We start from the raw sequence: 21070 nt of genomic DNA on the forward strand, positions 1-21070 counted from the left end.
CGTCGAAAGAATCGCACCGGACGGACAAGGGGAAAACCGCCCGGTGCGGGGTTGCTAAGCCAAGTGTCGGCTTAGCCGGCCTTGTTGACGCGCATGTACCATTCGACCAGACGGCGTGTCTGGCGTTCGGTATAGTTGCGATCAATCATGCGTTTGACGAACTCGTTATGTTTCTTTTCGGTTTCGCCATCTTGTTTTGAACCGAACGAAATCACCGGCAGCAGGTCTTCGACCTGACTGAACATGCGTTTTTCAATCACATCGCGCAGTTTTTCATAAGACGTCCAAGACGGGTTTTTGCCCTTGTTATTGGCACGCGTGCGAAGGGCGAATTTGACCACTTCGTTGCGGAAGTCTTTGGGGTTGGCGATGCCCGCGGGCTTTTCGATTTTGGAAAGTTCCTGATCAATGATTTTACGATCAAGGAGCTGCCCGGTATCGGGGTCTTTGAAGTCCTGATCTTCGATCCATGCATCGGCATATGACACGTATCGATCAAACAGGTTCTGCCCGTAGTCGGAATAGCTTTCGAGATACGCCTTTTGGATTTCCGCGCCGATAAATTCGGCGTAACGCGGGGCCAGTTCGGACTTGATAAAGTCCATGTAATCTTTTTCGCGTTCTTCGGGGTATTGTTCACGCCGAATGGCTTGTTCCAGCACATACATCAGATGCACCGGATCGGCGGCGACTTCGTTGGTGTCATGGTTGAAGGTTTCTGAAAGTACCTTAAACGCAAAGCGGGTTGAAATGCCGTCCATGCCCTCGTCGACGCCAGCGGTATCGCGATATTCCTGCATGGATTTCGCCTTGGGATCGACATCCTTAAGCGTTTCACCGTCATAGACCCGCATTTTGGAATACAGGTTGGAGTTTTCGTGCTCATGCAGGCGGGACAACACGGAAAACTGTGCCAGCATTTTGAGGGTGCCCGGTGCACAGGCACCTTGTTCAAGTTCCGATCCTTCCAGAAGTTTGTCGTAAATCTGGGTTTCTTCGGTAACACGCAGGCAATAGGGGACCTTGATCACACTGATGCGGTCAATGAAGGCTTCGTTGTTTTTGTTGGCTTTAAAGGTTTGCCATTCAGATTCGTTTGAATGGGCAAGGATCAAGCCCTGAAAGGGGATCGCACCAAGGTTTTCCGTGCCGATATAGTTGCTTTCCTGGGTCGCGGTCAGCAACGGATGGAGCATCTTGATCGGGGCCTTGAACATTTCGACAAATTCAAGAAGCCCCTGATTGGCGCGGTTAAGACCGCCGGAATAGCTATAGGCATCCGGGTCGTTCTGGCTGAAATATTCAAGTTTGCGGATATCGACCTTGCCGACAAGTGATGAAATATCCTGATTGTTTTCATCACCGGGTTCGGTTTTGGCAATTGCGATTTGGCGCAGGCGCGAAGGGATCAGTTTAACGACCGAGAATTTGCTAAGGTCGCCTTTGAACTCATCAAGGCGTTTCACCGCCCATGGCGACATCAAACCGGTCAGGCGGCGTTTGGGAATGCCATATTTGTCTTCGATGGCGTCGCCCATTTTGGCAGGGTTAAATAGGCCAAGGGGACTTTCAAACACGGGGCTTATGTCATCACCGGCTTTAAGAACGTAGATGGGTTCTTTTTCCATCAGTTCTTTGAGGCGTTCAGCCAATGAGCTTTTGCCCCCGCCAACCGGACCAAGCAGGTAAAGAACCTGTTTGCGTTCTTCCAGACCCTGAGCGGCATATTTAAAGAAGCCAACGATGCGTTCGATGGTTTCTTCCATGCCGTAAAAATCAACAAAGGCCGGATAACGTTTAATGGTGCGGTTTAAGAAGATGCGGGCCAGTCTGGGGTCTGTCGACGTGTCGATCAGTTCAGGTTCGCCGATGGCGGTGATCATGCGTTCTGCGGCGGACGCGTAAGCGGTGGGGTCTTCGCGGCATAGATTTAGATAGTCGCGGATGGTGAGTTCAGTTTCTTGTTTTCCATCGTAGCCTTCCGCATACAGCTCGAAGATATCCTTGCCTTCAGCCATGGCGCGGTCTCCTTTCAAACGTTATCTCATGCGTGTCAAACTTGCGTTTCCTGTCTTTGCTGTTTCTTTGCGCCGGGCGGCTATTTGCGGCCGCCTTGTTTGGTGTGTGCTGGCAAATTTCGCCGTGGGGAAATCGCCTAAACGCAAGTATATTAAATTACAATATTAACGCTGTGGTTAATGTTTGGCCGATTTTGCCAAAAATTGGGGGTTCGGGGTATTTTCGCCACGGGATGGTCACGATAACCGTCGATCAGCTTTTCGGGGCCCTTTGCAGCGACCGTCTGATGGACGTTACGAAAAACATGGGCAGTCATCCGTCATGCGACCTGATGCCTGCTGGTGCAAATCACCCTACCATTTTTCAATTGGGAATTTCGCCTAAGATTCGCAAGGCGATACGTTCGTATGAGACACGGAATTTTTGACCACCCGTTCACATCTAAGTGAGCACAATTGGGGTTTCATGCGCCATAGGGATGGTCGGTACCCCAACCAAACTATTTTACATTTGCCCATGGCATTCACGAAACGGTATCACAGGGGCCGTGTTGACGATCCATGTTTGGCGCGTGCGTAAAAGATTAAAGGGAAGCTGTGATGACCGACGGAACTGTTCAATTTGTCGAGCCCCATGAACTTGATCAAATGATCGGTCAGGAGATCGTGACAGTCATTGATGTGCGCGAAGCCGACGAATTTGCGACCGGTCACATCGAAACAGCGATCAATATGCCAACATCCAATTTTGATATCCCGGCCCTGATTGACCTTACGGATGAAAACGACACCGATCTTGTTTTTGTCTGTGCGGTGGGGCAGCGGTCGTTTGGTGCGGCGAATGCAGTATTGCCACAAGTCGATTGCAAGGTGATGAACCTGAAAGGCGGCATCCAAAGTTGGAGCCGTGCGGGGTTTGACCTTGAGGGTGTTCAATAATCTGCTTATCCCGTCGCGGGAGTAGGCGGCCTTTCTGCTCGGCGATGACACCTTAGTTCGGTTTGGTGTTTATTGCGGTAGCCTAGGATTTTGTCAGCACACCAGAGGCAAGGCACTCAAATGCGTCAATTGCCTTGCGCAGGGTGGTTTGCGGATCATCGCTTGTGGCAACCCAAAGAGCAGCGTTGAGCGCGACACCGTTTAAAAGCCTTGCCAGTGCTTCGATATCAACCGGCTTGATCGCCCCCTGATCGTACAGATCCTTTAGGGTTTTTATCGTCGCCTGAAGGCACCTGTTTTGACTGGGCCATTGTGATGGGTCGCCTAGAAAGGCGGGGCCATCCAAAAGCACGATCCGCTGGACTTCGGGCTCAAGTGCGAGTTCGATATAGGTCCGGCCTTCGGCCACTAAACCATCCCAACCACCACCAGCGGCGGCACCGGCATCTTTTGCCTTTTGGGCCATGGCAGAGTCGATTTGATCGACCACAGCGGCCAGTAATCCGCGTTTGTCGCCAAAGTTGTGATAAAGCGCGCCGCGCGTCAGCCCGGCACCGGCCGTCAATTCATCCATTGAGGCCGCCGCATATCCCTTTTCCCCAAAGGCCTTGCGCCCGGCAGCAATCAGTTTGATGCGGGTTTCTTCCATTTTTTCGGCACGGGTTTTCGCAGGCATTCGGGGCTCCGATTTTTACATACGGTTCGTATGTGAATTGACATACGCGATGTATGTCAATATAGGTTCGTTCACATACGTAGCGTATATGAAGTGGTGTTTGAACACCATAGTCTTATCCCAAGGAGGTCGTAATGACCGTTATAAATAAGCCAGTCTTTCCGCCAAATCGTCATGCACTTTATACCGAACATGGATATTCTGCTGCGATCCAGTCCGGGGATCTTTTGTTCGTATCGGGGCAGGTCGGCAGCCGTGAAGATGGCAGTCCGGAACCGGATTTTAAAAAACAGGTCGAACTTGCATTTGAAAACCTGAAATCGGTCTTGGCGGCAGCGGGATGCGGTTTGGCCGATATTATTGATGTCACCAGTTTCCACACCGACCCGGAAAATCAGTTCGGCGATATCATGGCGGTCAAAAACACCGTGTTTGATCAGGAACCTTATCCAAACTGGACAGCGGTTGGCGTGACCTGGTTGGCGGGCTTTGATTTCGAGATCAAGGTTGTGGCGCGTGTGCCAGCGCAAAGTGCGTAAGCCACGTTGATAACACCCGACAATAGATGATTTTAAGTAGAACCGGCCCTTAATCCCCTGCGTCCTCGGCAGGGATTTGCAGCAGGGCCGGTTTTTCTGTCTTGATCATTTCCCGAAAATGGAAAAATATCCCAATATTGGGATTCGAGGTGAGTGATGGACGATATCGAAAAACGATTGGCCGAACGGTTGGCGACTTTGCGCGCCGAACACGGGTGGTCGCTCGATGCGTTGGCAACGCGAAGTCAGGTCAGTCGGGCGAGTTTGTCGCGCATTGAAAATGGCGAGGTCAGCCCGACGGCGGCTGTGCTGGGCAAGCTATGCGTTGCTTATGGCATGACATTGTCGCGTTTGATGCAGATGGTCGAAGAAGGATTTGATGCCTTTGTACCGCGCGCATCGCAAGATGTTTGGACCGATCCGGAAACCGGATACCGCCGTCGCCGGGTCTCGCCAGGATCGCGCAACCTGTCGGGCGAGGTGCTTGAGGTCGAAATCGATCCGGGGCAATGCATTGAATATAGCGGCACCCCGCGTGTCGGGCTGGAGCATCATCTGGTGATGCTTGATGGGCAGCTTTCGATGCAAATCGAAGATACGGTTCATGTGTTAAAGGCGGGCGATTGTCTGCGGTATCAATTGCGCAGCGGCAATGTGTTTCAAACATCGTCCGATCTTGGCGCGCGCTATCACCTTTTTATTATTGAATAGTTGGGATGACGGAAATGACGCCCGAAATTAGTCCGCCAAGCATCGTTATGATGGATGGCGATGAGGTCACCCGCCGGATCGATCAATTTGCCGCGATGCTGCATGAGTGTGTGTTTGAGGGCGCGAGTATCGGGTTTATCGAACCGTTTCCGATCACAGAGGCACGCGCGTTTTGGCGCGATCGGGTCATCCCGGCCTTAAATGGCGGCACGCGTAGCCTGTTTGCCGCGTTGGATGGGGACCGGGTCGTGGGGACGGTGCAGCTTGATATCGATACCATGCCCAATCAGCAGCACCGCGCAGACATCAGTAAATTGATGGTACGGCCCGACTGCCGGCGGCGTGGTATCGCAAGATTGCTGATGGTGCAGGCAGAACGCAGCGCACATGAATTGGGACGGTCGTTGATCACCCTTGATACCCGGACCGGTGATGGTGCCGAGGTCCTGTATATTTCGCTTGGATTTAAGGTGGCGGGGATCATTCCCGATTATGCCCGAGATCCGTTTTCCGACCATCTCAGCGCAACCACGGTTATGTTCAAGATTTTATGAATATAGACCCTTGGTTTTGCGTCGTTTTGCCAAGCGATTCTGTCCATTTAGAGCACGAAAGAGCCTTTTGTCCCACTCGTTTGGACAGGGGAGCGATAAAACGGGATAAGCATTAATATGTTGCGGCGCGGCAATCGTAAAAGAGCAAAGCCTGTGGCCTTTGCTTTGTGGGGATTTTAATGCTTGTGCGGCGCACTAAGGGTTTCTTGCGGTGCTGTTTTGCACGGCAAAATAGGTTGAACCAAATCGAGAAATGAGCGCATCTTTCCCCAGAAGGTCGCAAAATTAAAATAAAAGTTCCTGGAGGACACCAAATATGAAGAAAATTGCCTTTGCAGCAGTGCTGATGGCGTCTGTTGGTTTTGCCGGTGCCGTTCAGGCCGCCGATGTAACCTTGCGTATTACCTCGCAACTGCCGCTTAAAAGCCATATCGGCCAGAACCTTTTGATGTTTAAAAAAGAGGTCGAGGAAAAGTCGAACGGCGATATCGCGGTTGAGATTTACGATTCAGCGCAGCTTTACAAAGACAAAGAAGTGCCCGCAGCCGTTGGTTCAGGATCAATCGAAATGGGGTCGGTTTCGTTGACCCGTTATGTCGGTGACGTTCCGGCCGTTGATATTTTCTATCAGCCGTTCATGTTCGATAGCGAAGAAAAAGTCCGTAAAGCGGTTGTCAAAGGATCGCCTGTGCGCGACCCGCTTGATGCGGCGATTGCCGAAACCGGTTCCAAGGTTTTGTGGTGGCAGGCTTATGGCGGCGCGATCATGCTGTCCAAAGATGAACCGCTGCATGGTCCAAAAGACCTTGAAGGCAAAAAAGTCCGTGTGTTTGGCAAAACGCTGGGTGATTTCGTCGCCGCTGCTGGTGGCGCGCCGACCCTTATTTCTGGGTCGGAACAGTATATTGCCTATCAGCGTGGCACAGTTGACGTTGGGATGACCGGTGTATCGGGCGTTAAATCCCGCCAGCTTTGGGAAGTGATGGACAACATCACCGTAACCAACAATGCCGATGTTGAGTTCATTGTTGTGGTGAATAACGATGTTTGGGACGGGCTGAGCGATGATCAGCGCGCCATAGTCAACGAAGCCGCAATGAATGCCGAAAAGGATGTCCGTGACCGCATGGGCGCGATCGAGGCAGAGGCTTATGAAGCCTCCAAAGAAGCGGGCATGACGGTTTATTACCCGACCGACGAAGAACTTGCCGAGTGGCGTGCGGTTTCCCAGCCGGTCTATGATTCCTTCCTGGAAGAAACCGGTGATCTGGGCAAGCAGGTCTTTGAAGCGGCCAAGAAATTCTAAGACGGTCGGAAGACATTCTTAGATAACAATAAAATACCCCCGATCCGCCAAAACGGGTCGGGGGATATGACAGATGCAAAGTCATTCTCAAACGGGGTGTTGGATATGTCCCCGGGCGGGAATGGCTTTTCCCTCATTTAAATGAGGGATTTGGTCTTTTTGAGTGATCAGGAGAAAGCTGTGGATGCAGTGCGGCCAACTGGGGCCGTTTTGCGCAACAGCGTGAAGTAGATGATGTTTGATCGATTAACGCTTTTGCTGGCGTGGGTGGCGGCGGTTTTGTTCGTCTTGGCGGGCTGTATGCTGACTTACGAAGTTATTGCCCGATATTTCTTTGTGCGCCCGACCATTTGGGCGGCGGAACTTTCGCAGCTTTGCCTGATTTGGGGCGCGCTTGTCGGCATGCCTTGGGCCTTGGCTGCGCGTCGCCATATTGCGGTCGATGCGGTAACGCGCCTTTGCGCGCCGATTGTTCAGCGCGGCTTTGAAATCATTGCGATGCTGGTGGTTTTTGCGTTTTCGGTCACGGTAACGATCAAAGGATGGGACATCTTTTGGGAAAGCTTTGAGCGTGGACGCACAACGGGCACGATGCTTGATCTGCCGGCATGGATTGCCGAACTGCCGGTGGCCATCGGGTTTGCGCTGTTAGCCATTCAGGCCGTGGTTGAGGTCGTTGGCCTTCTGCGCGGGAAGGAAATTCCAAAAGGGGCGCACGAATGACCATCGTCTTGACCTTGGCGGCGTTGTTTGCGCTGCTGCTTATTCGTGTGCCTGTTGCCTTTGCGCTTGGTGGGCTTGGACTGGCGATGCTGATCTTTGGCGGGTTCTCACCGCTGATGGCGCCGCAGGCAATTTTGTCCACGCTTGATGGCTTTATCCTTTTGGCCGTGCCGCTGTTTTTGTTGATGTCCAATACGCTGTTGCGTGCGGGGGCAGGCAATGACCTTTTTGCCGCGGTCAGTGCCTGGGTCGGTCATTGGCCGGGCGGCCTTGCGGTGGCGACGATTTTATCCTGTGGTGTGTTTGCCGCGATTTCGGGCTCCTCTGTTGCGACGGCCGCGACCATCGGAACGGTTGCAATCCCGGAAATGGTTAACCGGGGGTACAATAAGCGTTTCGTGTATGGGCTTTTGGCCGCTGGTGGGACGCTTGGCATTTTGATTCCGCCGTCAATTCCGATGATCATTTACGGCTTTGTGACCGAAGAATCGGTAATTGCGCTGTTTTTGGCAGGCGTTGGGCCGGGGCTTGCGCTTTTGGTGCTGTTTATTGCGTTTTCGATGATCTATGCCCGGTTCGGTGGGCAGGAACGCGAAGCCAAACGCGATTGGGCCGAACGCAAACGCGCCACCCTTAAGGCATTGCCATCGGTCATTTTGGCGGTGCTGATCATTTCGGGCATCTATTCCGGGGCCTTTACCCCGACAGAGGCCGCTGCCATCGGCTTTGCCGCGGCGTTGGTGATTACGGTCGCCATGCGGATGCTGACTTGGGAAAAGTTCAAACTGGCGATTTTTGATTCGATGGCAACCACGGTTGCGATCATTTTGATCATTGCCGGGGCGAAGGTGTTTGGCAAAGCCATTACGCTTTATCGAATCCCACAAGACATCTCTGTGATGATCAGTCAGGGGGTTGATACCCAGCTTGGCTTTATCCTTGTGGTGACGGTGGTGCTGTTGATCATGGGGCTGGTGTTTGAGGCGCTTTCGATGGTGCTGATCATGACGCCGGTGCTGTTGCCTGCGGCCTTGTCGCTTGGCCTCGATCCGATCTGGTTTGGGGTCTATATGGTGATCATGGTCGAATGTGCGCTGATTACACCGCCGGTCGGGTTGAACCTTTATGTCATTCAGTCGGTGGCCAAAACGCGATTGGGCGAAGTGTCACGCGGTGTTTTGCCGTTCTTGATGCTGATGTTCGTCACCGCGGCCATTCTTTACGTCTGGCACGACCTTGCCTTGTATATTCCGTTTAAAATGTGATGCGTATGATCAAAATTCAGACCCCAGCAGACACGCTGCGCGACCTTTTGGCGCGGGGCGAGTTGATTACCATGCCGTGCTGCTTTGATGCGCTTTCGGCGAAATTGATCGAACAGGAAGGATTCGGGCTTACTTTTATGTCGGGCTTTGCCACGTCGGCGGCGCGAATCGGTGAACCTGATCTTGGCCTGATGTCCTATGGCGAGGTGCTCGATCAGGCGCGCAACATTACCGATGCGGTATCGATTCCCGTGATTGGTGATGGCGATACCGGGTATGGCAATGCGATGAATGTGCGTCGTACCGTGACCGGCTTTGCCAAGGCGGGCTGTGCAGCTGTCATGATCGAAGATCAGTTGGCGCCAAAACGCTGCGGCCATACCAAGGGCAAGGAAGTTGTCGGCCGGGACGAGGCATATGACCGTATTAAGGCCGCGGTCGATGCCCGTGAGGCCGGGGCAGACATCCTGATTTTGGCCCGCACCGATGCGCGTCATCAGCACGGCCTGGCTGAGGCGATTGACCGCGCGGCGAAGTTCAAGGAACTCGGTGCCGATATCCTGTTCGTCGAAGCGCCGAAATCGGTTGATGAAATGCGCACGGTTTGTGCCGAGCTTTCTGGTCCGAAAATGGCGAATATCGTTGAAGGTGGGGAAACGCCCGACCTGTCGCCCGAGGAACTTAAAGAAATCGGCTATCAAATTGCCGCTTATCCATTGTCGTTGATGGCAGCAGCCATGAAAGCGATGGTCGAAACTCTGCAAACCATGAAGGCAGGTGTTCCGCGCGGCGATAAATTGATGGACTGGGCCGATTTGCGCCAACGCATCGGCTTTGATGCCTATTACGAAGACTCGGAACGCTATGCGTCTTCGCGACGCGATGGCTAAGCCATTGGATGGTTGAACCAAAAGCCCCGCCAAGGTGTTGCGCCCTTGCGGGGCTTTTGTGTTTTAATCGGGGGACTCGAAAATGAAATTACGTGGTGATCAGACATGACCGATCAATGTTCAGGCGGATGCCTTTGCGGCAACGTGCGCTACACGCTTGATGGCAGCTTTGATGCGTTCTTTTTGTGCCATTGCACCTATTGCCAAAAAGACACCGGCTCGGCCCATGCCGCCAATCTTTTTTCGCAGCACGCGACGCTTAGCTGGCAGACGGGGCAAGAGTACGTCAAAACCTTCACATTGCCCGGCACACGCCACACAAAATCTTTCTGCACGGAATGTGGATCGGCATTGCCGCGCGTTGAAATGGACGGTGCGCTGGTGGTCGTTCCAGCGGGCAGCATCGATAAAGGGGCGGTTAAACAGCCCGACGCGCACATTATGATGGCCAGCAAGGCCGATTGGGACGATGAATTGGATCAAGTGGCCAAGTTGGATGGCATGCCGTCCTGACGAAGGATTGCCACCCCTGCGACGTTAATAAGCCCTGTAATAACGATTATAGGGGCAAGAACGCTGGGGGAGGGCGCGGCGTTGAGGTGCGCTTGGCTTCACCACGTGATTTCGACAAAAGAAAACCCCGCGGCCCAAAAGGCGTGCGGGGTTTTCTTTTTAGTGGTGCCGGCAGAGAGACTCGAACTCCCAACCTTCGAATTACAAATCCGCTGCTCTACCAATTAAAGCTATGCCGGCTCAGGCGGCGCGAAACATAGTCCGGACCGTTCCTGAATGCAAGAGGGTGAATCATAGAATTTTCGTTCTTTGATGTCCCTCTTAGAATCCCACATTTGTTACTTGCGGTACAGCTCGTAAAGCGCAACAGCCGCCGCGTTAGAAACATTCAGGCTTTCGATGCGATCAGACATCGGAAGCTTGACTAGAAAATCGCAGTTTTCACGAGTCAAACGTCGCAGGCCTTCACCCTCAGAACCCATCACGATTCCGACACGGCCTTTAAGTTCGGCCTCGGCCAGAGTTTTTTCGGCGTAGCCATCCATTCCGGCCAGCCAGAAATGCGCGCCCTTCAGCTTATCAATCGTCTGATTGAGGTTGCCGGCATGGATATAGGGGATGGTTTCAAGCGCGCCACTGGCCGATTTGGCCAAAACACCGGTTTCAGGCGGGGCGTGACGGTCGGGCACGATGACAGCCGACGCGCCAAAGGCCGCGGCACTGCGCAGAATAGCGCCGACATTGTGGGGATCAGTGACCTGATCAAGCACGATCACAGTGCATTGGTCCGAATCCCGATGATCGGCGATGAATTCTTCGATGGAAAGCTGGGGCAGGGGGGCACAATGCATGGCCATGCCCTGATGAACGGTGCCCGGTGGCATCATTTCATCAAGATCGGTGCGACCGGCCGAATCTACGGCGATGTCGGTGCGCTCGGCATCGGCGAGGGCGGCGTTGACCTCGTCACGGACATTTTCAGTCGCCCAGATTCGGTGAATCGTGCGCTGCGGATTGGCAATTGCCATCATAACCGGGTGACGTCCGAAGAGAATCAGGCGCGAATTTCCGCCCGACGACGCAGCGTCGCGACCGCGTTTTCGTCCTCGGCGCGAATTACCTTCGCGGTTTTCGTCGTTTTGCGGGAGGCTGTCCTGCCCGACGCCATCCTGATGACGATTTCCTGAACGTGATTTATTGCGACGCGACATAATGGCGGAAACCTCCGGGCCGTAAGGAACTGAATGCACTTTGTTTCGCTCAATGAGCAGAGCTTGGGGAACATATAGGAAAGGAAATACGATTTCGTGTTTTTTTTGCTGTTGACAACAGAGGGGCCTCCGCCGTATTCCCTCCCTCGCCGCAACGAAGACGGGGTGACCCGAACAACGTTACGACCCTGATGGAGGGGTGGCAGAGCGGTCAAATGCAGCGGACTGTAACTCCGCCGACTTAGTCTACGCAGGTTCGAATCCTGCCCCCTCCACCATTCTCTCGCCCTCGCGAGAGCTCGCACTAGAAATATGCGGGTGTAGCTCAATGGTAGAGCAGAAGCCTTCCAAGCTTACGACGAGGGTTCGATTCCCTTCACCCGCTCCAAAATTTTTGAATTGTACCCGTCGGCTCGTGCGGTGGGTTATACGTGTTTTTGGTTCGGACATAGGATCTGAGAATTATGGCCAAGGAAAAGTTTGAGCGTACAAAACCGCACGTCAACATCGGCACTGTCGGCCACGTTGACCACGGTAAAACCACGCTGACCGCAGCGATCACCAAAGTCCTCGCAGAGGCTGGCGGCGCATCGTTCCAAGATTACAGCATGATCGATAAAGCGCCGGAAGAGAAAGCTCGTGGTATCACGATCTCGACCGCGCACGTCGAATACGAAACCGAAAACCGTCACTATGCCCACGTCGATTGCCCGGGTCACGCCGATTATGTGAAAAACATGATCACCGGTGCGGCTCAGATGGACGGTGGTATCCTGGTTGTTTCGGCTGCTGATGGCCCGATGCCGCAGACCCGTGAGCACATCCTGCTCGCCCGTCAGGTTGGTGTTCCGGCGCTTGTGGTCTTCATGAACAAAGTTGACCAGGTTGATGACGAAGAGCTCCTCGAGCTCGTCGAAATGGAAATCCGTGAGCTCCTGTCGTCTTACGACTTCCCGGGCGACGATATTCCGATCATCAAAGGTTCGGCTCTTGCTGCCCTTGAAGGTCGTGATGACGAAATCGGCAAAAACGCTATCCTCGAACTGATGGCTGCTGTTGATGACTACATCCCGGCTCCGGATCGTCCGAAAGACAAACCGTTCCTGATGCCGATCGAGGACGTATTCTCGATTTCCGGTCGTGGTACGGTTGTAACCGGTCGTGTTGAAACCGGTGTTGTTAAAGTTGGCGAAGAGATTGAAATCGTCGGCGTTAAAGACACCGTTAAAACCATCGTTACCGGCGTTGAAATGTTCCGTAAGCTGCTCGATCAGGGTGAAGCTGGCGACAACATTGGCGCGCTGCTGCGTGGTACCAAACGTGAAGACGTCGAACGTGGCCAGGTTCTGGCACATGTTGGCTCGATCACCCCGCACACCAAATTCGAAGCAGAAGCCTACATCCTGACCAAGGATGAAGGTGGCCGTCACACGCCGTTCTTCTCGAACTACCGTCCGCAGTTCTACTTCCGTACGACTGACGTTACCGGTTCGATCGAACTGCCTGCTGGCACCGAAATGGTTATGCCGGGCGACAACGTACAGATGACCGCAACCCTCATTGCACCGATCGCAATGGACGAAGGTCTGCGTTTCGCAATCCGTGAAGGCGGTCGTACCGTCGGTGCGGGTGTTGTTGCTAAGATCATTGAATAATTTTTAAGATTTTGCACGATTGAGTGCTTGATCTTGGATGTGCGGGCGGCTATAACCCGCCCGCACACCCTGCCGCCCGGGCAGGGATGAGCCAGAAAGAAGATAAGCTTTTCGACTTTCTGACGATCTTGTAGGAGTGTAGCTCAGTTGGTAGAGCATCGGTCTCCAAAACCGAGTGTCGGGGGTTCGAGTCCCTCCTCTCCTGCCAATCTTTCCGGGTTGTGAAACAAAGCATTAGAAAGCGGTGTAACCCCAACAATGGCTAAAACGTCGCCAGCACAATTCGTACAGCAGGTCCGCACCGAGGCAAAGAAAGTCTCGTGGCCGTCCCGTAAGGAAACGACCGTGTCAACCATTATGGTTTTCGTAATGGTTGCTCTTGCGTCTGTTTTCTTCTTTGTTGTCGATCAGCTCCTCGCATGGGGTGTTAAGCTGGTCTTTGGTGTTGGGGGTTAAGCTTATGGCACATCGTTGGTACGTGCTTCACGTTCACTCTGGTTTTGAGAAAAAAGTCGCCGAATCCATTCGCGAACAGTCGATCAAGAAAGGTCTTGAAGGCGAAATCGCAGAGGTTCTGGTTCCGACTGAAGAAATTGTTGAGATGCGTCGCGGCGCAAAGGTCAATGCCGAGCGGAAGTTTTTCCCGGGCTACGTCCTGCTGAAGATGGATCTCACAGACGAAAGCTGGCATCTGGTTAAAAACACCGCCAAGGTCACCGATTTCCTCGGTAGCCGTGGTAAGCCGATGCCGATTTCCGAAAAGGAAGCTCAGACCATTCTGCACCAAGTGCAGGAAGGTGTTGATCGTCCGAAGCCAACCATTCTTTTCGAAGTTGGCGAGGAAGTCCGTGTTTCCGACGGTCCGTTTGCATCGTTTAACGGTGTCGTCGAAGGGGTTGATGAAGAGCGTGCGCGCCTTAAGGTGTCTGTTTCGATCTTCGGTCGTTCAACCCCGGTCGAGCTGGAATATACCCAGGTCGAAAAACTCTAAGAAAAAACGATCTTGTAAATTGAAGTCGCTGCTTGTATACGCAGGCAGCTTTTAAAGCGCGGGAGGTCAGCCATGACCGGACCGCGCGCTTCTGTAAGAGGTACTCTAATGGCGAAAAAAATCGACGGCTATCTTAAGCTGCAGATTCCCGCCGGCAAAGCCAATCCGTCACCGCCCGTCGGTCCGGCTCTTGGTCAGCGCGGCGTGAATATCATGGAATTCTGCAAAGCGTTCAACGCAGCGACCCAGCAGATGGAACCAGGGATGCCGATTCCGGTCGTCATCACCGTTTATTCCGACCGTTCATTCAGCTTTGTCACCAAAACCCCGCCGGCATCCTACTTCCTGAAAAAGGCAGCAGGCATTGCCAAAGGTTCCGGTACGACCGGTAAAGGTTTTGTTGGTAAAGTAACCAAAGCACAGGTCAAAGAAATCGCAGAAGCCAAAATGGCTGACCTCAACGCATTTGACGTTGATGGCGCGATGGCAATGATCGAGGGCTCTGCCCGTGCGATGGGTCTTGAGGTTGTGGAGTAAGACGATGGCCAAGACTGGTAAACGCCTTGCCCAGGCCTATGAGGGCATCGACCGTAACAAACAGTACGATCTGGCAGCTGCTGTCAAAATCGTAAAAGAAGGTGCAAAAGCCAAATTCGATGAAACCATCGAAATGGCAATGAACCTTGGTGTTGATCCGCGTCACGCTGACCAGATGGTCCGTGGTGTTGTTTCCCTTCCGCATGGTACCGGTAAAACCATGCGTGTTGCCGTCTTCGCAAAAGACGCCAAAGCAGAAGAAGCCCAGAAAGCTGGTGCGGACGCTGTTGGTGCCGAAGACCTGATGGAAGCAATGCAGAAAGGCGATCTGAACTACGATCGCGTGATTGCAACTCCGGACATGATGGCTGTTGTCGGTCGTCTCGGTAAGGTACTTGGCCCGCGTGGCCTGATGCCGAACCCGAAACTCGGCACTGTTACCATGGATGTTGCGACTGCCGTTTCTGATGCAAAAGCTGGCCAGGTCCAGTTCCGTGCAGAGAAAACCGGTATCGTACATGCTGGTATCGGCAAAGCATCGTTCACCGAAGAACAGATCCTTGAGAATGCCCAGGCATTCGTTGGTGCGATCGTAAAAGCAAAACCGGCTGGCGCAAAAGGTATCTACCTGCAGCGTGCGGCGATCAGCTCCACCATGGGTGCTGGCGTCAAATTGTCGATTGCTGATATCGCATCGAAATAAGAAATTCTCGAATTCTGACCGATCCAATGGGTCGGTCAGAACCGGAGAGGGTGGTTATAGCCCTCTCTACCTGTCTGTCCCAGACTGCAGGTGAGTGACATTCGTTACTCTTAATGTCCTGCATAGGCAGAGGTTCCGGTTCTTACGTTTTCCCCGTATGGGGCATCACACAAGGCTTGGACATCTGGCAAACGGACGGGCGTCACAGACCGGTTCGAAAGGACTGGTCGCGTCTGTGAACCTCCTTGTGGGGTTCAGGGCAAAAAGCAACGTCGGAGACTAATAGTGAACCGCGATGAAAAACAACAGTTCGTAGCAGAGATGCGCGAAGTGTTCGAAGGTGCGGAAGGTTTGGTCGTTACCCAGTATAAAGGGTTGACGGTCGCAGAAATCACCGCTCTTCGTGCGCAGATGCGTGAATCTGGTGCGGGCTTCAAGGTCACCAAAAACCGGCTTACGCGACTTGCTCTGGAAGGTACCAAATTTGCTGGTCTTGCAGATTACTTCACCGGCCCGACTGCGATTGGCTATTCAGCTGATCCGGCCGCCGTCGCCAAAGTAGCTGCTAAGTTCGCAAAAACCAACGACAAGCTTGTTCTTGTTGCTGGTGCTATCGGCGAACAGGTTCTCGATGAACAGGGCATCAAAGCCCTCGCAGAACTGCCGTCGCTGGACGAACTTCGTGCGAAGTTGGTCGGTATGGTCCAGACCCCGGCACAGCGTATCGCTACGCTGACTTCCAAGCCGGCTGGCCAAATCGCCCAGGTACTGAAGGCATACGCCGACAAAGGCGAAGCCGCGTAAACCAATTATCCAAGATATCCCAGATATCTAAGTTCAAGCCTAGGAGTATTACACATGGCCGATCTTAAGGCACTCGTTGAAGAGCTTTCCAAGCTCACCGTTATCGAAGCTGCAGAACTTTCCAAAATGCTCGAAGAAGAGTGGGGCGTTTCTGCTGCTGCTCCGGTTGCTGTAGCTGCTGCTGGCGGCGCTGCTGCTGAAGCTGCTGAAGAAAAAACCGAATTTGACGTCATTCTGACCTCTGCTGGTGACAAGAAAATCAACGTCATCAAAGAAGTCCGCGGCATCACCGGTCTTGGCCTCAAAGAAGCCAAAGAACTCGTTGAAGGCGCACCGAAAGCCGTCAAAGAAGGCGCTTCTAAAGACGAAGCCGAAGAAATCAAGAAGAAGCTTGAAGAAGCTGGCGCTTCCGTCGAACTTAAATAATCGACGGCTTCTTGCCAAGGTCTGGGTCGGCGTCCTTTGGGCGCCGACCCATCCGTCTCTGTAGTCCAAACAATTGTGTTTCGGGTGCCGCAGAGATGCGAACAGGAATTTAACGGTTGACGCTGCCAAAGGTAATCGTACATAACGTAAGGCTGTTTAGGTCAGAGGTTATCTTTGACGGCGTCGACAGCCGAGGGATCAGTGATCTCATTCAAGTTGGATGTCACATAACATCCACGGTCATAATCAAGTGAACGCCCGCCCCGTACGGGGCTCGGGCGTCGTTGTGCTGTATGTGTTTTGCATAAGGTTAATGCGCTGCAACACAAAGACGAACGAGTTCGGTCGGTGTGGGGAGGCGCGATTAAAGGAACGATGATGGATAAGTCCTTTACTGGTCGAAAGCGCATCCGCAAAAGCTTTGGACGGATCAGCGAAGTCGCTCCGCTCCCGAACCTTATTGAGGTTCAAAAGAATTCCTACGATAAGTTTTTGCAGACCGGAATTCCGCAGGAGCAGCGGAACGATGCAGGTCTTCAGGAAGTATTCAAGAGCGTCTTTCCGATTAAAGATTTTTCGGAACGCGCAACTCTTGAATTCGTTTCCTACGAGCTTGAGCAACCTAAATACGACACCGAAGAATGCCGCCAGCGCGGCATGACGTTTGCCGCGCCGTTGCGCGTGACGTTGCGTTTGGTTGTCTGGGATATCGACGAAGACACGGGTGCCCGTTCTATTCGCGATATTAAAGAACAAGACGTTTACATGGGCGACATGCCGCTCATGACCGAACACGGTACTTTCATCGTGAACGGTACCGAACGTGTGATCGTTTCTCAGATGCACCGTTCGCCGGGCGTCTTCTTTGACCATGACAAAGGGAAGAGCCACAGCTCTGGCAAATATCTGTTTGCTGCGCGTGTCATTCCTTACCGTGGTTCGTGGCTCGATTTCGAATTCGACGCAAAAGACGTTCTTTACGTCCGTATCGACCGTCGCCGCAAACTGCCGGCGACCACGTTGCTTATGGCTCTTGAAAATGAAGAGTCCGAACAGCTCCGTGCACAGCGTGCCGAAGAAGGGCGCTCTGTCGATCCGTCGGAAATCGAAGGTCTCACCCCGGAAGAGATTCTCAACTACTACTATGAGTCGGCAGAATACCGCCGTACCAAAGATGGTTGGGTAACCGATTTCAATGCCGAGCGTTATATCGGTCAGAAACTGGTCAACGATCTTGTTGATGCGAAAACCGGCGAAGTCGTTGCGGCTGCTGGTTCGAAAATCACCAAGCGTTCGTCAGCGAAAATCACCGAAACCGGCGTTAAAGAGATTATCGTCCCTGAAGCACAGCTTAACGGCTGGTTCATGGCTGAAGATCTTATTGACGGCGAAACCGGTGAAATTCTGGCAGAAGCCGGTCATGAGCTGACCGAAGAAGTGTTCGAGCAGCTTAAAGAATGGAATGTAAATTCTGTTCGTCTGCTGATGATCGATCACAGCAGTGTCGGTCCGTATCTGCGCAACACCGTTGCCCTTGATAAGAACACCAACCGCGAAGAAGCTCTTGTGGACATCTACCGGGTTATGCGCCCGGGTGAGCCGCCGACGCTTGAGGGCGCGGAAGCGATGTTCAAGGGCCTGTTCTTTGATTCAGAACGCTATGATCTGTCGGCCGTTGGCCGTGTGAAGATGAATGCGCGTCTGAACCTGGAATGCGAAGATACCGTTCGTATCCTGCGCCGCGAAGACATCCTGGAAGTCGTCCGTGTTCTGATCGACCTGAAAGATGGTCGTGGCGAGATTGACGATATCGATCACCTTGGTAACCGTCGTCTGCGTTCGGTTGGCGAGCTGATGGAAAACCAGTTCCGTGTTGGCCTTCTGCGTATGGAACGTGCGATCCGCGAGCGTATGAGCTCGGTCGAGATCGACAACGTGATGCCGCATGACCTGATCAATGCGAAACCGGTTGCAGCGGCTGTTCGTGAATTCTTCGGCTCCTCGCAGCTGTCGCAGTTCATGGATCAGACCAACCCGCTTTCGGAAATTACCCACAAACGTCGTCTTTCGGCGCTTGGCCCGGGTGGTTTGACCCGTGAGCGTGCTGGCTTTGAAGTGCGTGACGTGCATCCGACCCACTATGGTCGTATCTGCCCGGTTGAAACGCCGGAAGGTCCGAACATTGGTCTGATCAACTCGTTGGCAACTTTTGCCCGCGTCAACCAGTACGGCTTCATCGAAAGCCCGTATCGTAAGGTTGTCGATGGCAACGTGACGGCAGAGGTTATTTACCTCTCGGCGATCGAAGAAGGTCGTTATGTCATTGCGCAGGCCAACGAACCGCTGAACAAAGACTTTACGTTCACCAACGAACTGATCAACACCCGTAAAGCCGGTGACCACTATATGGCCCGCTCCGAAGAGATCGACCTTATGGACGTCTCGCCGAAGCAGCTGGTATCGGTGGCATCCGCGCTCATTCCGTTCCTTGAGAACGATGACGCGAACCGCGCACTGATGGGCTCGAACATGCAGCGTCAGGCGGTTCCGTTGATCCGCTCTGAAGCACCGTATGTCGGGACCGGTATGGAAGTTCCGGTGGCACGTGATTCGGGTGCAACCCTGATCGCACGCCGTGATGGTGTTGTTGAATCTGTTGATGCGACCCGTATGGTTATTCGCGCAACCGGTGACATTGCGGCATCGGAATCGGGCGTTGATATCTATACGCTTCTGAAATACCAGCGTTCGAACCAAGGCAGCTGCATTAACCAGCGTCCTTTGGTGAAAGTTGGCGATGTTGTTGAAAAAGGCGACATCATTTCGGATGGTCCGTGTACCGATATGGGTGAACTTGCCCTTGGCCGTAACGTGCTGGTCGCGTTTATGCCTTGGAATGGTTACAACTTTGAGGATTCCATCCTTCTGTCCGAACGTATTGCACGTGATGACGTTTATACCTCGATCCATATCGAGGAATTCGAAGTCATGGCGCGTGATACCAAACTTGGTCAGGAAGAAATCACCCGTGATATTCCGAACGTCGGTGAAGAAGCCCTTAAAAACCTCGATGAGGCGGGCATTGTTTACATCGGTGCGGAAATCAAACCGGGCGATATCCTTGTCGGTAAGGTAACGCCAAAAGGCGAAAGCCCGATGACGCCGGAAGAAAAACTTCTGCGTGCCATCTTTGGTGAAAAAGCATCCGACGTTCGCGATACGTCGCTGCGCGTCCCGCCGGGACAGTTCGGTACCATTGTTGAAGTCCGCGTGTTCTCACGTCGTGGCGTTGACAAGGACGAACGTGCCTTGGCAATCGAACGTTCGGAAATCGAACGTCTCGCACAGGACCGTGATGACGAGCGCGCCATTCTTGAACGCAACTTCTATGGCCGTTTGAAAAATCTTCTGCTTGGTCAGACGATTGTCGATGGTCCGAAGGCGCTGACAGGTGAAATCACCGAAGACAGCCTTTCGGGTGTTGCACGTGGTTTGTGGCGTCAGATCGCAGTTGCTGATGATGCAGTGATGTCTGACATCGAAGCCCTGAAAAAACAGTTCGAAGAATCGATTGCTGTTCTTCAGGCCCGTTTCGATGACAAAGTTGACAAACTGCAGGCAGGTGACGAATTGCCGCCGGGCGTGATGAAGATGGTTAAAGTCTTTGTCGCTGTTAAACGTAAAATGCAGCCGGGCGATAAAATGGCCGGCCGTCACGGGAACAAGGGTGTCGTATCGCGCATTATGCCGGTTGAAGACATGCCGCACCTCGAAGACGGTACGCCTGTTGATATCGTTCTGAACCCGCTTGGTGTTCCGTCGCGTATGAACGTTGGGCAGATCCTTGAAACCCACCTTGGTTGGGCGTCACGTGGTCTGGGTGAGCAGATCGGCGAACTCGTCGATGCTGTTGCTGACGGTCGTGGCGAAATGGATGCATTGCGTGACAAGCTTAATGATGTCTACGAAGGCGATGAATATATCGCTGGCATCAAAGAGCTGTCGGATGGCGATGTCATCGAGCTTGGCAACAATCTGCGTCGCGGCGTCCCGATGGCCACCCCGGTCTTCGACGGTGCCCGTGAACCTGATGTTGTTCGTATGCTTGAAAAAGCCGGCCTTGATGGTTCTGGCCAGGTTGACCTTTATGATGGTCGTACTGGTGAGAAGTTCCATCGCAAGGTGACTGTTGGGTATATTTATATGCTCAAACTGCACCACTTGGTCGACGACAAGATCCACGCACGTTCGATTGGTCCGTACTCACTTGTTACTCAGCAGCCGCTGGGTGGTAAGGCGCAGTTCGGTGGCCAGCGTTTCGGCGAGATGGAAGTTTGGGCACTCGAAGCTTACGGTGCCGCTTACACCCTTCAAGAAATGCTTACGGTCAAGTCGGATGACGTTTCGGGCCGTACCAAGGTTTACGAAGCCATCGTTCGTGGTGAAGACACCTTTGAGGCCGGTATTCCGGAGTCATTTAACGTTCTCGTTAAAGAACTCCGTTCGCTTGGTCTCAATGTCGAGCTTGAGCAGAACGACTTTTAAGTGTTTGGCGGTCCGGGTTGTCCAGAAGGGCAACCCGGTCGCCATTACGCATCTTTCGGCCTGA

At 53.1% G+C, this 21070-nt stretch carries 20 protein-coding genes and 4 tRNA genes; 20 read left to right on the forward strand and 4 right to left on the reverse strand.

What is annotated here, in order from left to right; all coding sequences use genetic code 11:
* Positions 1-71: 71 nt before the first annotated feature.
* On the reverse strand, positions 72-2018 hold the full coding sequence (locus tag HCZ99_RS16170) for a PrkA family serine protein kinase (RefSeq protein WP_167448057.1): 1947 nt from the start codon (positions 2016-2018) through the stop codon (positions 72-74).
* Between the two features lie 600 nt (positions 2019-2618).
* Here HCZ99_RS16170 and HCZ99_RS16175 point away from each other — a divergent pair.
* A complete protein-coding gene (locus HCZ99_RS16175; RefSeq protein ID WP_167448058.1) occupies positions 2619-2957 on the forward strand; it encodes a rhodanese-like domain-containing protein in 339 nt (112 codons plus the stop codon).
* Between the two features lie 82 nt (positions 2958-3039).
* Here the strand turns inward: HCZ99_RS16175 and HCZ99_RS16180 are convergent, their stop codons facing one another.
* On the reverse strand, positions 3040-3633 hold the full coding sequence (locus tag HCZ99_RS16180) for a TetR/AcrR family transcriptional regulator (protein WP_167448059.1): 594 nt from the start codon (positions 3631-3633) through the stop codon (positions 3040-3042).
* A gap of 134 nt (positions 3634-3767) precedes the next feature.
* On the opposite strand from HCZ99_RS16180, the gene HCZ99_RS16185 reads away from it, so the two are divergent.
* The 8 genes from HCZ99_RS16185 to HCZ99_RS16220 all read left to right on the forward strand — a co-directional run bounded on the left by HCZ99_RS16185 (position 3768) and on the right by HCZ99_RS16220 (position 10134).
* Positions 3768-4172: a RidA family protein gene (locus HCZ99_RS16185; protein ID WP_167448060.1), complete on the forward strand. Its 405-nt coding sequence runs from the start codon at positions 3768-3770 to the stop codon at positions 4170-4172.
* Between the two features lie 156 nt (positions 4173-4328).
* Positions 4329-4883 carry a helix-turn-helix domain-containing protein gene (locus HCZ99_RS16190; RefSeq protein WP_167448061.1) on the forward strand — a complete coding sequence of 185 codons (555 nt, stop codon included), beginning with the start codon at positions 4329-4331 and terminating at the stop codon, positions 4881-4883.
* Between the two features lie 14 nt (positions 4884-4897).
* Positions 4898-5437, forward strand: a complete 540-nt coding sequence (locus HCZ99_RS16195; RefSeq protein WP_167448062.1) for a GNAT family N-acetyltransferase — start codon at positions 4898-4900, stop codon at positions 5435-5437.
* A 316-nt stretch (positions 5438-5753) separates the two neighbouring features.
* Positions 5754-6743, forward strand: coding sequence for a TRAP transporter substrate-binding protein (locus HCZ99_RS16200; protein WP_167448063.1), 990 nt, complete (start codon positions 5754-5756; stop codon positions 6741-6743).
* A gap of 234 nt (positions 6744-6977) precedes the next feature.
* Positions 6978-7466 carry a TRAP transporter small permease gene (locus HCZ99_RS16205; RefSeq protein WP_167448064.1) on the forward strand — a complete coding sequence of 163 codons (489 nt, stop codon included), beginning with the start codon at positions 6978-6980 and terminating at the stop codon, positions 7464-7466.
* A complete protein-coding gene (locus HCZ99_RS16210; RefSeq protein WP_167448065.1) occupies positions 7463-8731 on the forward strand; it encodes a TRAP transporter large permease in 1269 nt (422 codons plus the stop codon). The genes HCZ99_RS16205 and HCZ99_RS16210 overlap by 4 nt, the downstream gene beginning before the upstream one ends.
* Before the next feature lie 5 nt (positions 8732-8736).
* Positions 8737-9621 carry an isocitrate lyase/PEP mutase family protein gene (locus tag HCZ99_RS16215; RefSeq protein WP_175581546.1) on the forward strand — a complete coding sequence of 295 codons (885 nt, stop codon included), beginning with the start codon at positions 8737-8739 and terminating at the stop codon, positions 9619-9621.
* A gap of 105 nt (positions 9622-9726) precedes the next feature.
* Positions 9727-10134, forward strand: a complete 408-nt coding sequence (locus HCZ99_RS16220) for a GFA family protein (protein ID WP_167448066.1) — start codon at positions 9727-9729, stop codon at positions 10132-10134.
* Between the two features lie 163 nt (positions 10135-10297).
* Here the strand turns inward: HCZ99_RS16220 and HCZ99_RS16225 are convergent.
* Both HCZ99_RS16225 and rlmB read right to left on the reverse strand, forming a co-directional pair.
* Positions 10298-10374: transfer RNA gene (locus tag HCZ99_RS16225), tRNA-Thr, on the reverse strand.
* 98 nt (positions 10375-10472) lie between these two features.
* The gene (rlmB, locus tag HCZ99_RS16230) at positions 10473-11345 is read right to left on the reverse strand and encodes a 23S rRNA (guanosine(2251)-2'-O)-methyltransferase RlmB (RefSeq protein WP_167448067.1); all 873 of its coding nucleotides are present in this window, start codon (positions 11343-11345) and stop codon (positions 10473-10475) included.
* A 193-nt stretch (positions 11346-11538) separates the two neighbouring features.
* Between rlmB and HCZ99_RS16235 the strand changes: the two genes are divergently transcribed.
* From HCZ99_RS16235 to rpoB, 11 genes are all read left to right on the forward strand, one after another.
* A tRNA-Tyr gene (locus HCZ99_RS16235) sits at positions 11539-11623 on the forward strand.
* Between the two features lie 36 nt (positions 11624-11659).
* A tRNA-Gly gene (locus HCZ99_RS16240) sits at positions 11660-11733 on the forward strand.
* Between the two features lie 76 nt (positions 11734-11809).
* Positions 11810-13000, forward strand: a complete 1191-nt coding sequence (gene tuf / locus HCZ99_RS16245; RefSeq protein WP_167448068.1) for an elongation factor Tu — start codon at positions 11810-11812, stop codon at positions 12998-13000.
* A gap of 132 nt (positions 13001-13132) precedes the next feature.
* Positions 13133-13208, forward strand: a tRNA-Trp gene (locus HCZ99_RS16250).
* 50 nt (positions 13209-13258) lie between these two features.
* Positions 13259-13456 (forward strand): preprotein translocase subunit SecE, encoded by a 198-nt coding sequence (gene secE, locus HCZ99_RS16255; protein ID WP_022734396.1) that lies wholly within the window; start codon positions 13259-13261, stop codon positions 13454-13456.
* A 4-nt stretch (positions 13457-13460) separates the two neighbouring features.
* Positions 13461-13991 carry a transcription termination/antitermination protein NusG gene (gene nusG, locus HCZ99_RS16260; protein WP_167448069.1) on the forward strand — a complete coding sequence of 177 codons (531 nt, stop codon included), beginning with the start codon at positions 13461-13463 and terminating at the stop codon, positions 13989-13991.
* A gap of 108 nt (positions 13992-14099) precedes the next feature.
* Entirely contained in the window at positions 14100-14528 is a 429-nt protein-coding gene (gene rplK, locus HCZ99_RS16265) for a 50S ribosomal protein L11 (protein ID WP_167448070.1), read from the forward strand.
* Positions 14529-14532: 4 nt separating this feature from the next.
* On the forward strand, positions 14533-15231 hold the full coding sequence (gene rplA / locus HCZ99_RS16270) for a 50S ribosomal protein L1 (protein ID WP_167448071.1): 699 nt from the start codon (positions 14533-14535) through the stop codon (positions 15229-15231).
* 285 nt (positions 15232-15516) lie between these two features.
* A complete protein-coding gene (gene rplJ / locus HCZ99_RS16275; protein ID WP_167448072.1) occupies positions 15517-16035 on the forward strand; it encodes a 50S ribosomal protein L10 in 519 nt (172 codons plus the stop codon).
* Positions 16036-16089: 54 nt separating this feature from the next.
* On the forward strand, positions 16090-16461 hold the full coding sequence (gene rplL / locus HCZ99_RS16280) for a 50S ribosomal protein L7/L12 (protein WP_167448073.1): 372 nt from the start codon (positions 16090-16092) through the stop codon (positions 16459-16461).
* A 378-nt stretch (positions 16462-16839) separates the two neighbouring features.
* A complete protein-coding gene (rpoB, locus tag HCZ99_RS16285; protein WP_167448074.1) occupies positions 16840-21006 on the forward strand; it encodes a DNA-directed RNA polymerase subunit beta in 4167 nt (1388 codons plus the stop codon).
* Positions 21007-21070: the final 64 nt, after the last annotated feature.

The sequence above is a fragment of the Thalassospira lucentensis genome, assembly GCF_011806425.1.
In the GTDB taxonomy this organism is placed as follows: Bacteria; Pseudomonadota; Alphaproteobacteria; order Rhodospirillales; family Thalassospiraceae; genus Thalassospira; species Thalassospira lucentensis_B.

Excerpts from the sequence above, each read along its gene's own strand:
- HCZ99_RS16170 (WP_167448057.1), bottom strand. The coding sequence starts at position 2,018 with ATGGCTGAAGGCAAGGATATCTTCGAGCTGTATGCGGAAGGCTACGAT.
- HCZ99_RS16175 (WP_167448058.1), top strand. The coding sequence starts at position 2,619 with ATGACCGACGGAACTGTTCAATTTGTCGAGCCCCATGAACTTGATCAA.
- HCZ99_RS16180 (WP_167448059.1), bottom strand. The coding sequence starts at position 3,633 with ATGCCTGCGAAAACCCGTGCCGAAAAAATGGAAGAAACCCGCATCAAA.
- HCZ99_RS16185 (WP_167448060.1), top strand. The coding sequence starts at position 3,768 with ATGACCGTTATAAATAAGCCAGTCTTTCCGCCAAATCGTCATGCACTT.
- HCZ99_RS16190 (WP_167448061.1), top strand. The coding sequence starts at position 4,329 with ATGGACGATATCGAAAAACGATTGGCCGAACGGTTGGCGACTTTGCGC.
- HCZ99_RS16195 (WP_167448062.1), top strand. The coding sequence starts at position 4,898 with ATGACGCCCGAAATTAGTCCGCCAAGCATCGTTATGATGGATGGCGAT.
- HCZ99_RS16200 (WP_167448063.1), top strand. The coding sequence starts at position 5,754 with ATGAAGAAAATTGCCTTTGCAGCAGTGCTGATGGCGTCTGTTGGTTTT.
- HCZ99_RS16205 (WP_167448064.1), top strand. The coding sequence starts at position 6,978 with ATGTTTGATCGATTAACGCTTTTGCTGGCGTGGGTGGCGGCGGTTTTG.
- HCZ99_RS16210 (WP_167448065.1), top strand. The coding sequence starts at position 7,463 with ATGACCATCGTCTTGACCTTGGCGGCGTTGTTTGCGCTGCTGCTTATT.
- HCZ99_RS16215 (WP_175581546.1), top strand. The coding sequence starts at position 8,737 with ATGATCAAAATTCAGACCCCAGCAGACACGCTGCGCGACCTTTTGGCG.
- HCZ99_RS16220 (WP_167448066.1), top strand. The coding sequence starts at position 9,727 with ATGACCGATCAATGTTCAGGCGGATGCCTTTGCGGCAACGTGCGCTAC.
- rlmB (WP_167448067.1), bottom strand. The coding sequence starts at position 11,345 with ATGTCGCGTCGCAATAAATCACGTTCAGGAAATCGTCATCAGGATGGC.
- tuf (WP_167448068.1), top strand. The coding sequence starts at position 11,810 with ATGGCCAAGGAAAAGTTTGAGCGTACAAAACCGCACGTCAACATCGGC.
- secE (WP_022734396.1), top strand. The coding sequence starts at position 13,259 with ATGGCTAAAACGTCGCCAGCACAATTCGTACAGCAGGTCCGCACCGAG.
- nusG (WP_167448069.1), top strand. The coding sequence starts at position 13,461 with ATGGCACATCGTTGGTACGTGCTTCACGTTCACTCTGGTTTTGAGAAA.
- rplK (WP_167448070.1), top strand. The coding sequence starts at position 14,100 with ATGGCGAAAAAAATCGACGGCTATCTTAAGCTGCAGATTCCCGCCGGC.
- rplA (WP_167448071.1), top strand. The coding sequence starts at position 14,533 with ATGGCCAAGACTGGTAAACGCCTTGCCCAGGCCTATGAGGGCATCGAC.
- rplL (WP_167448073.1), top strand. The coding sequence starts at position 16,090 with ATGGCCGATCTTAAGGCACTCGTTGAAGAGCTTTCCAAGCTCACCGTT.
- rpoB (WP_167448074.1), top strand. The coding sequence starts at position 16,840 with ATGGATAAGTCCTTTACTGGTCGAAAGCGCATCCGCAAAAGCTTTGGA.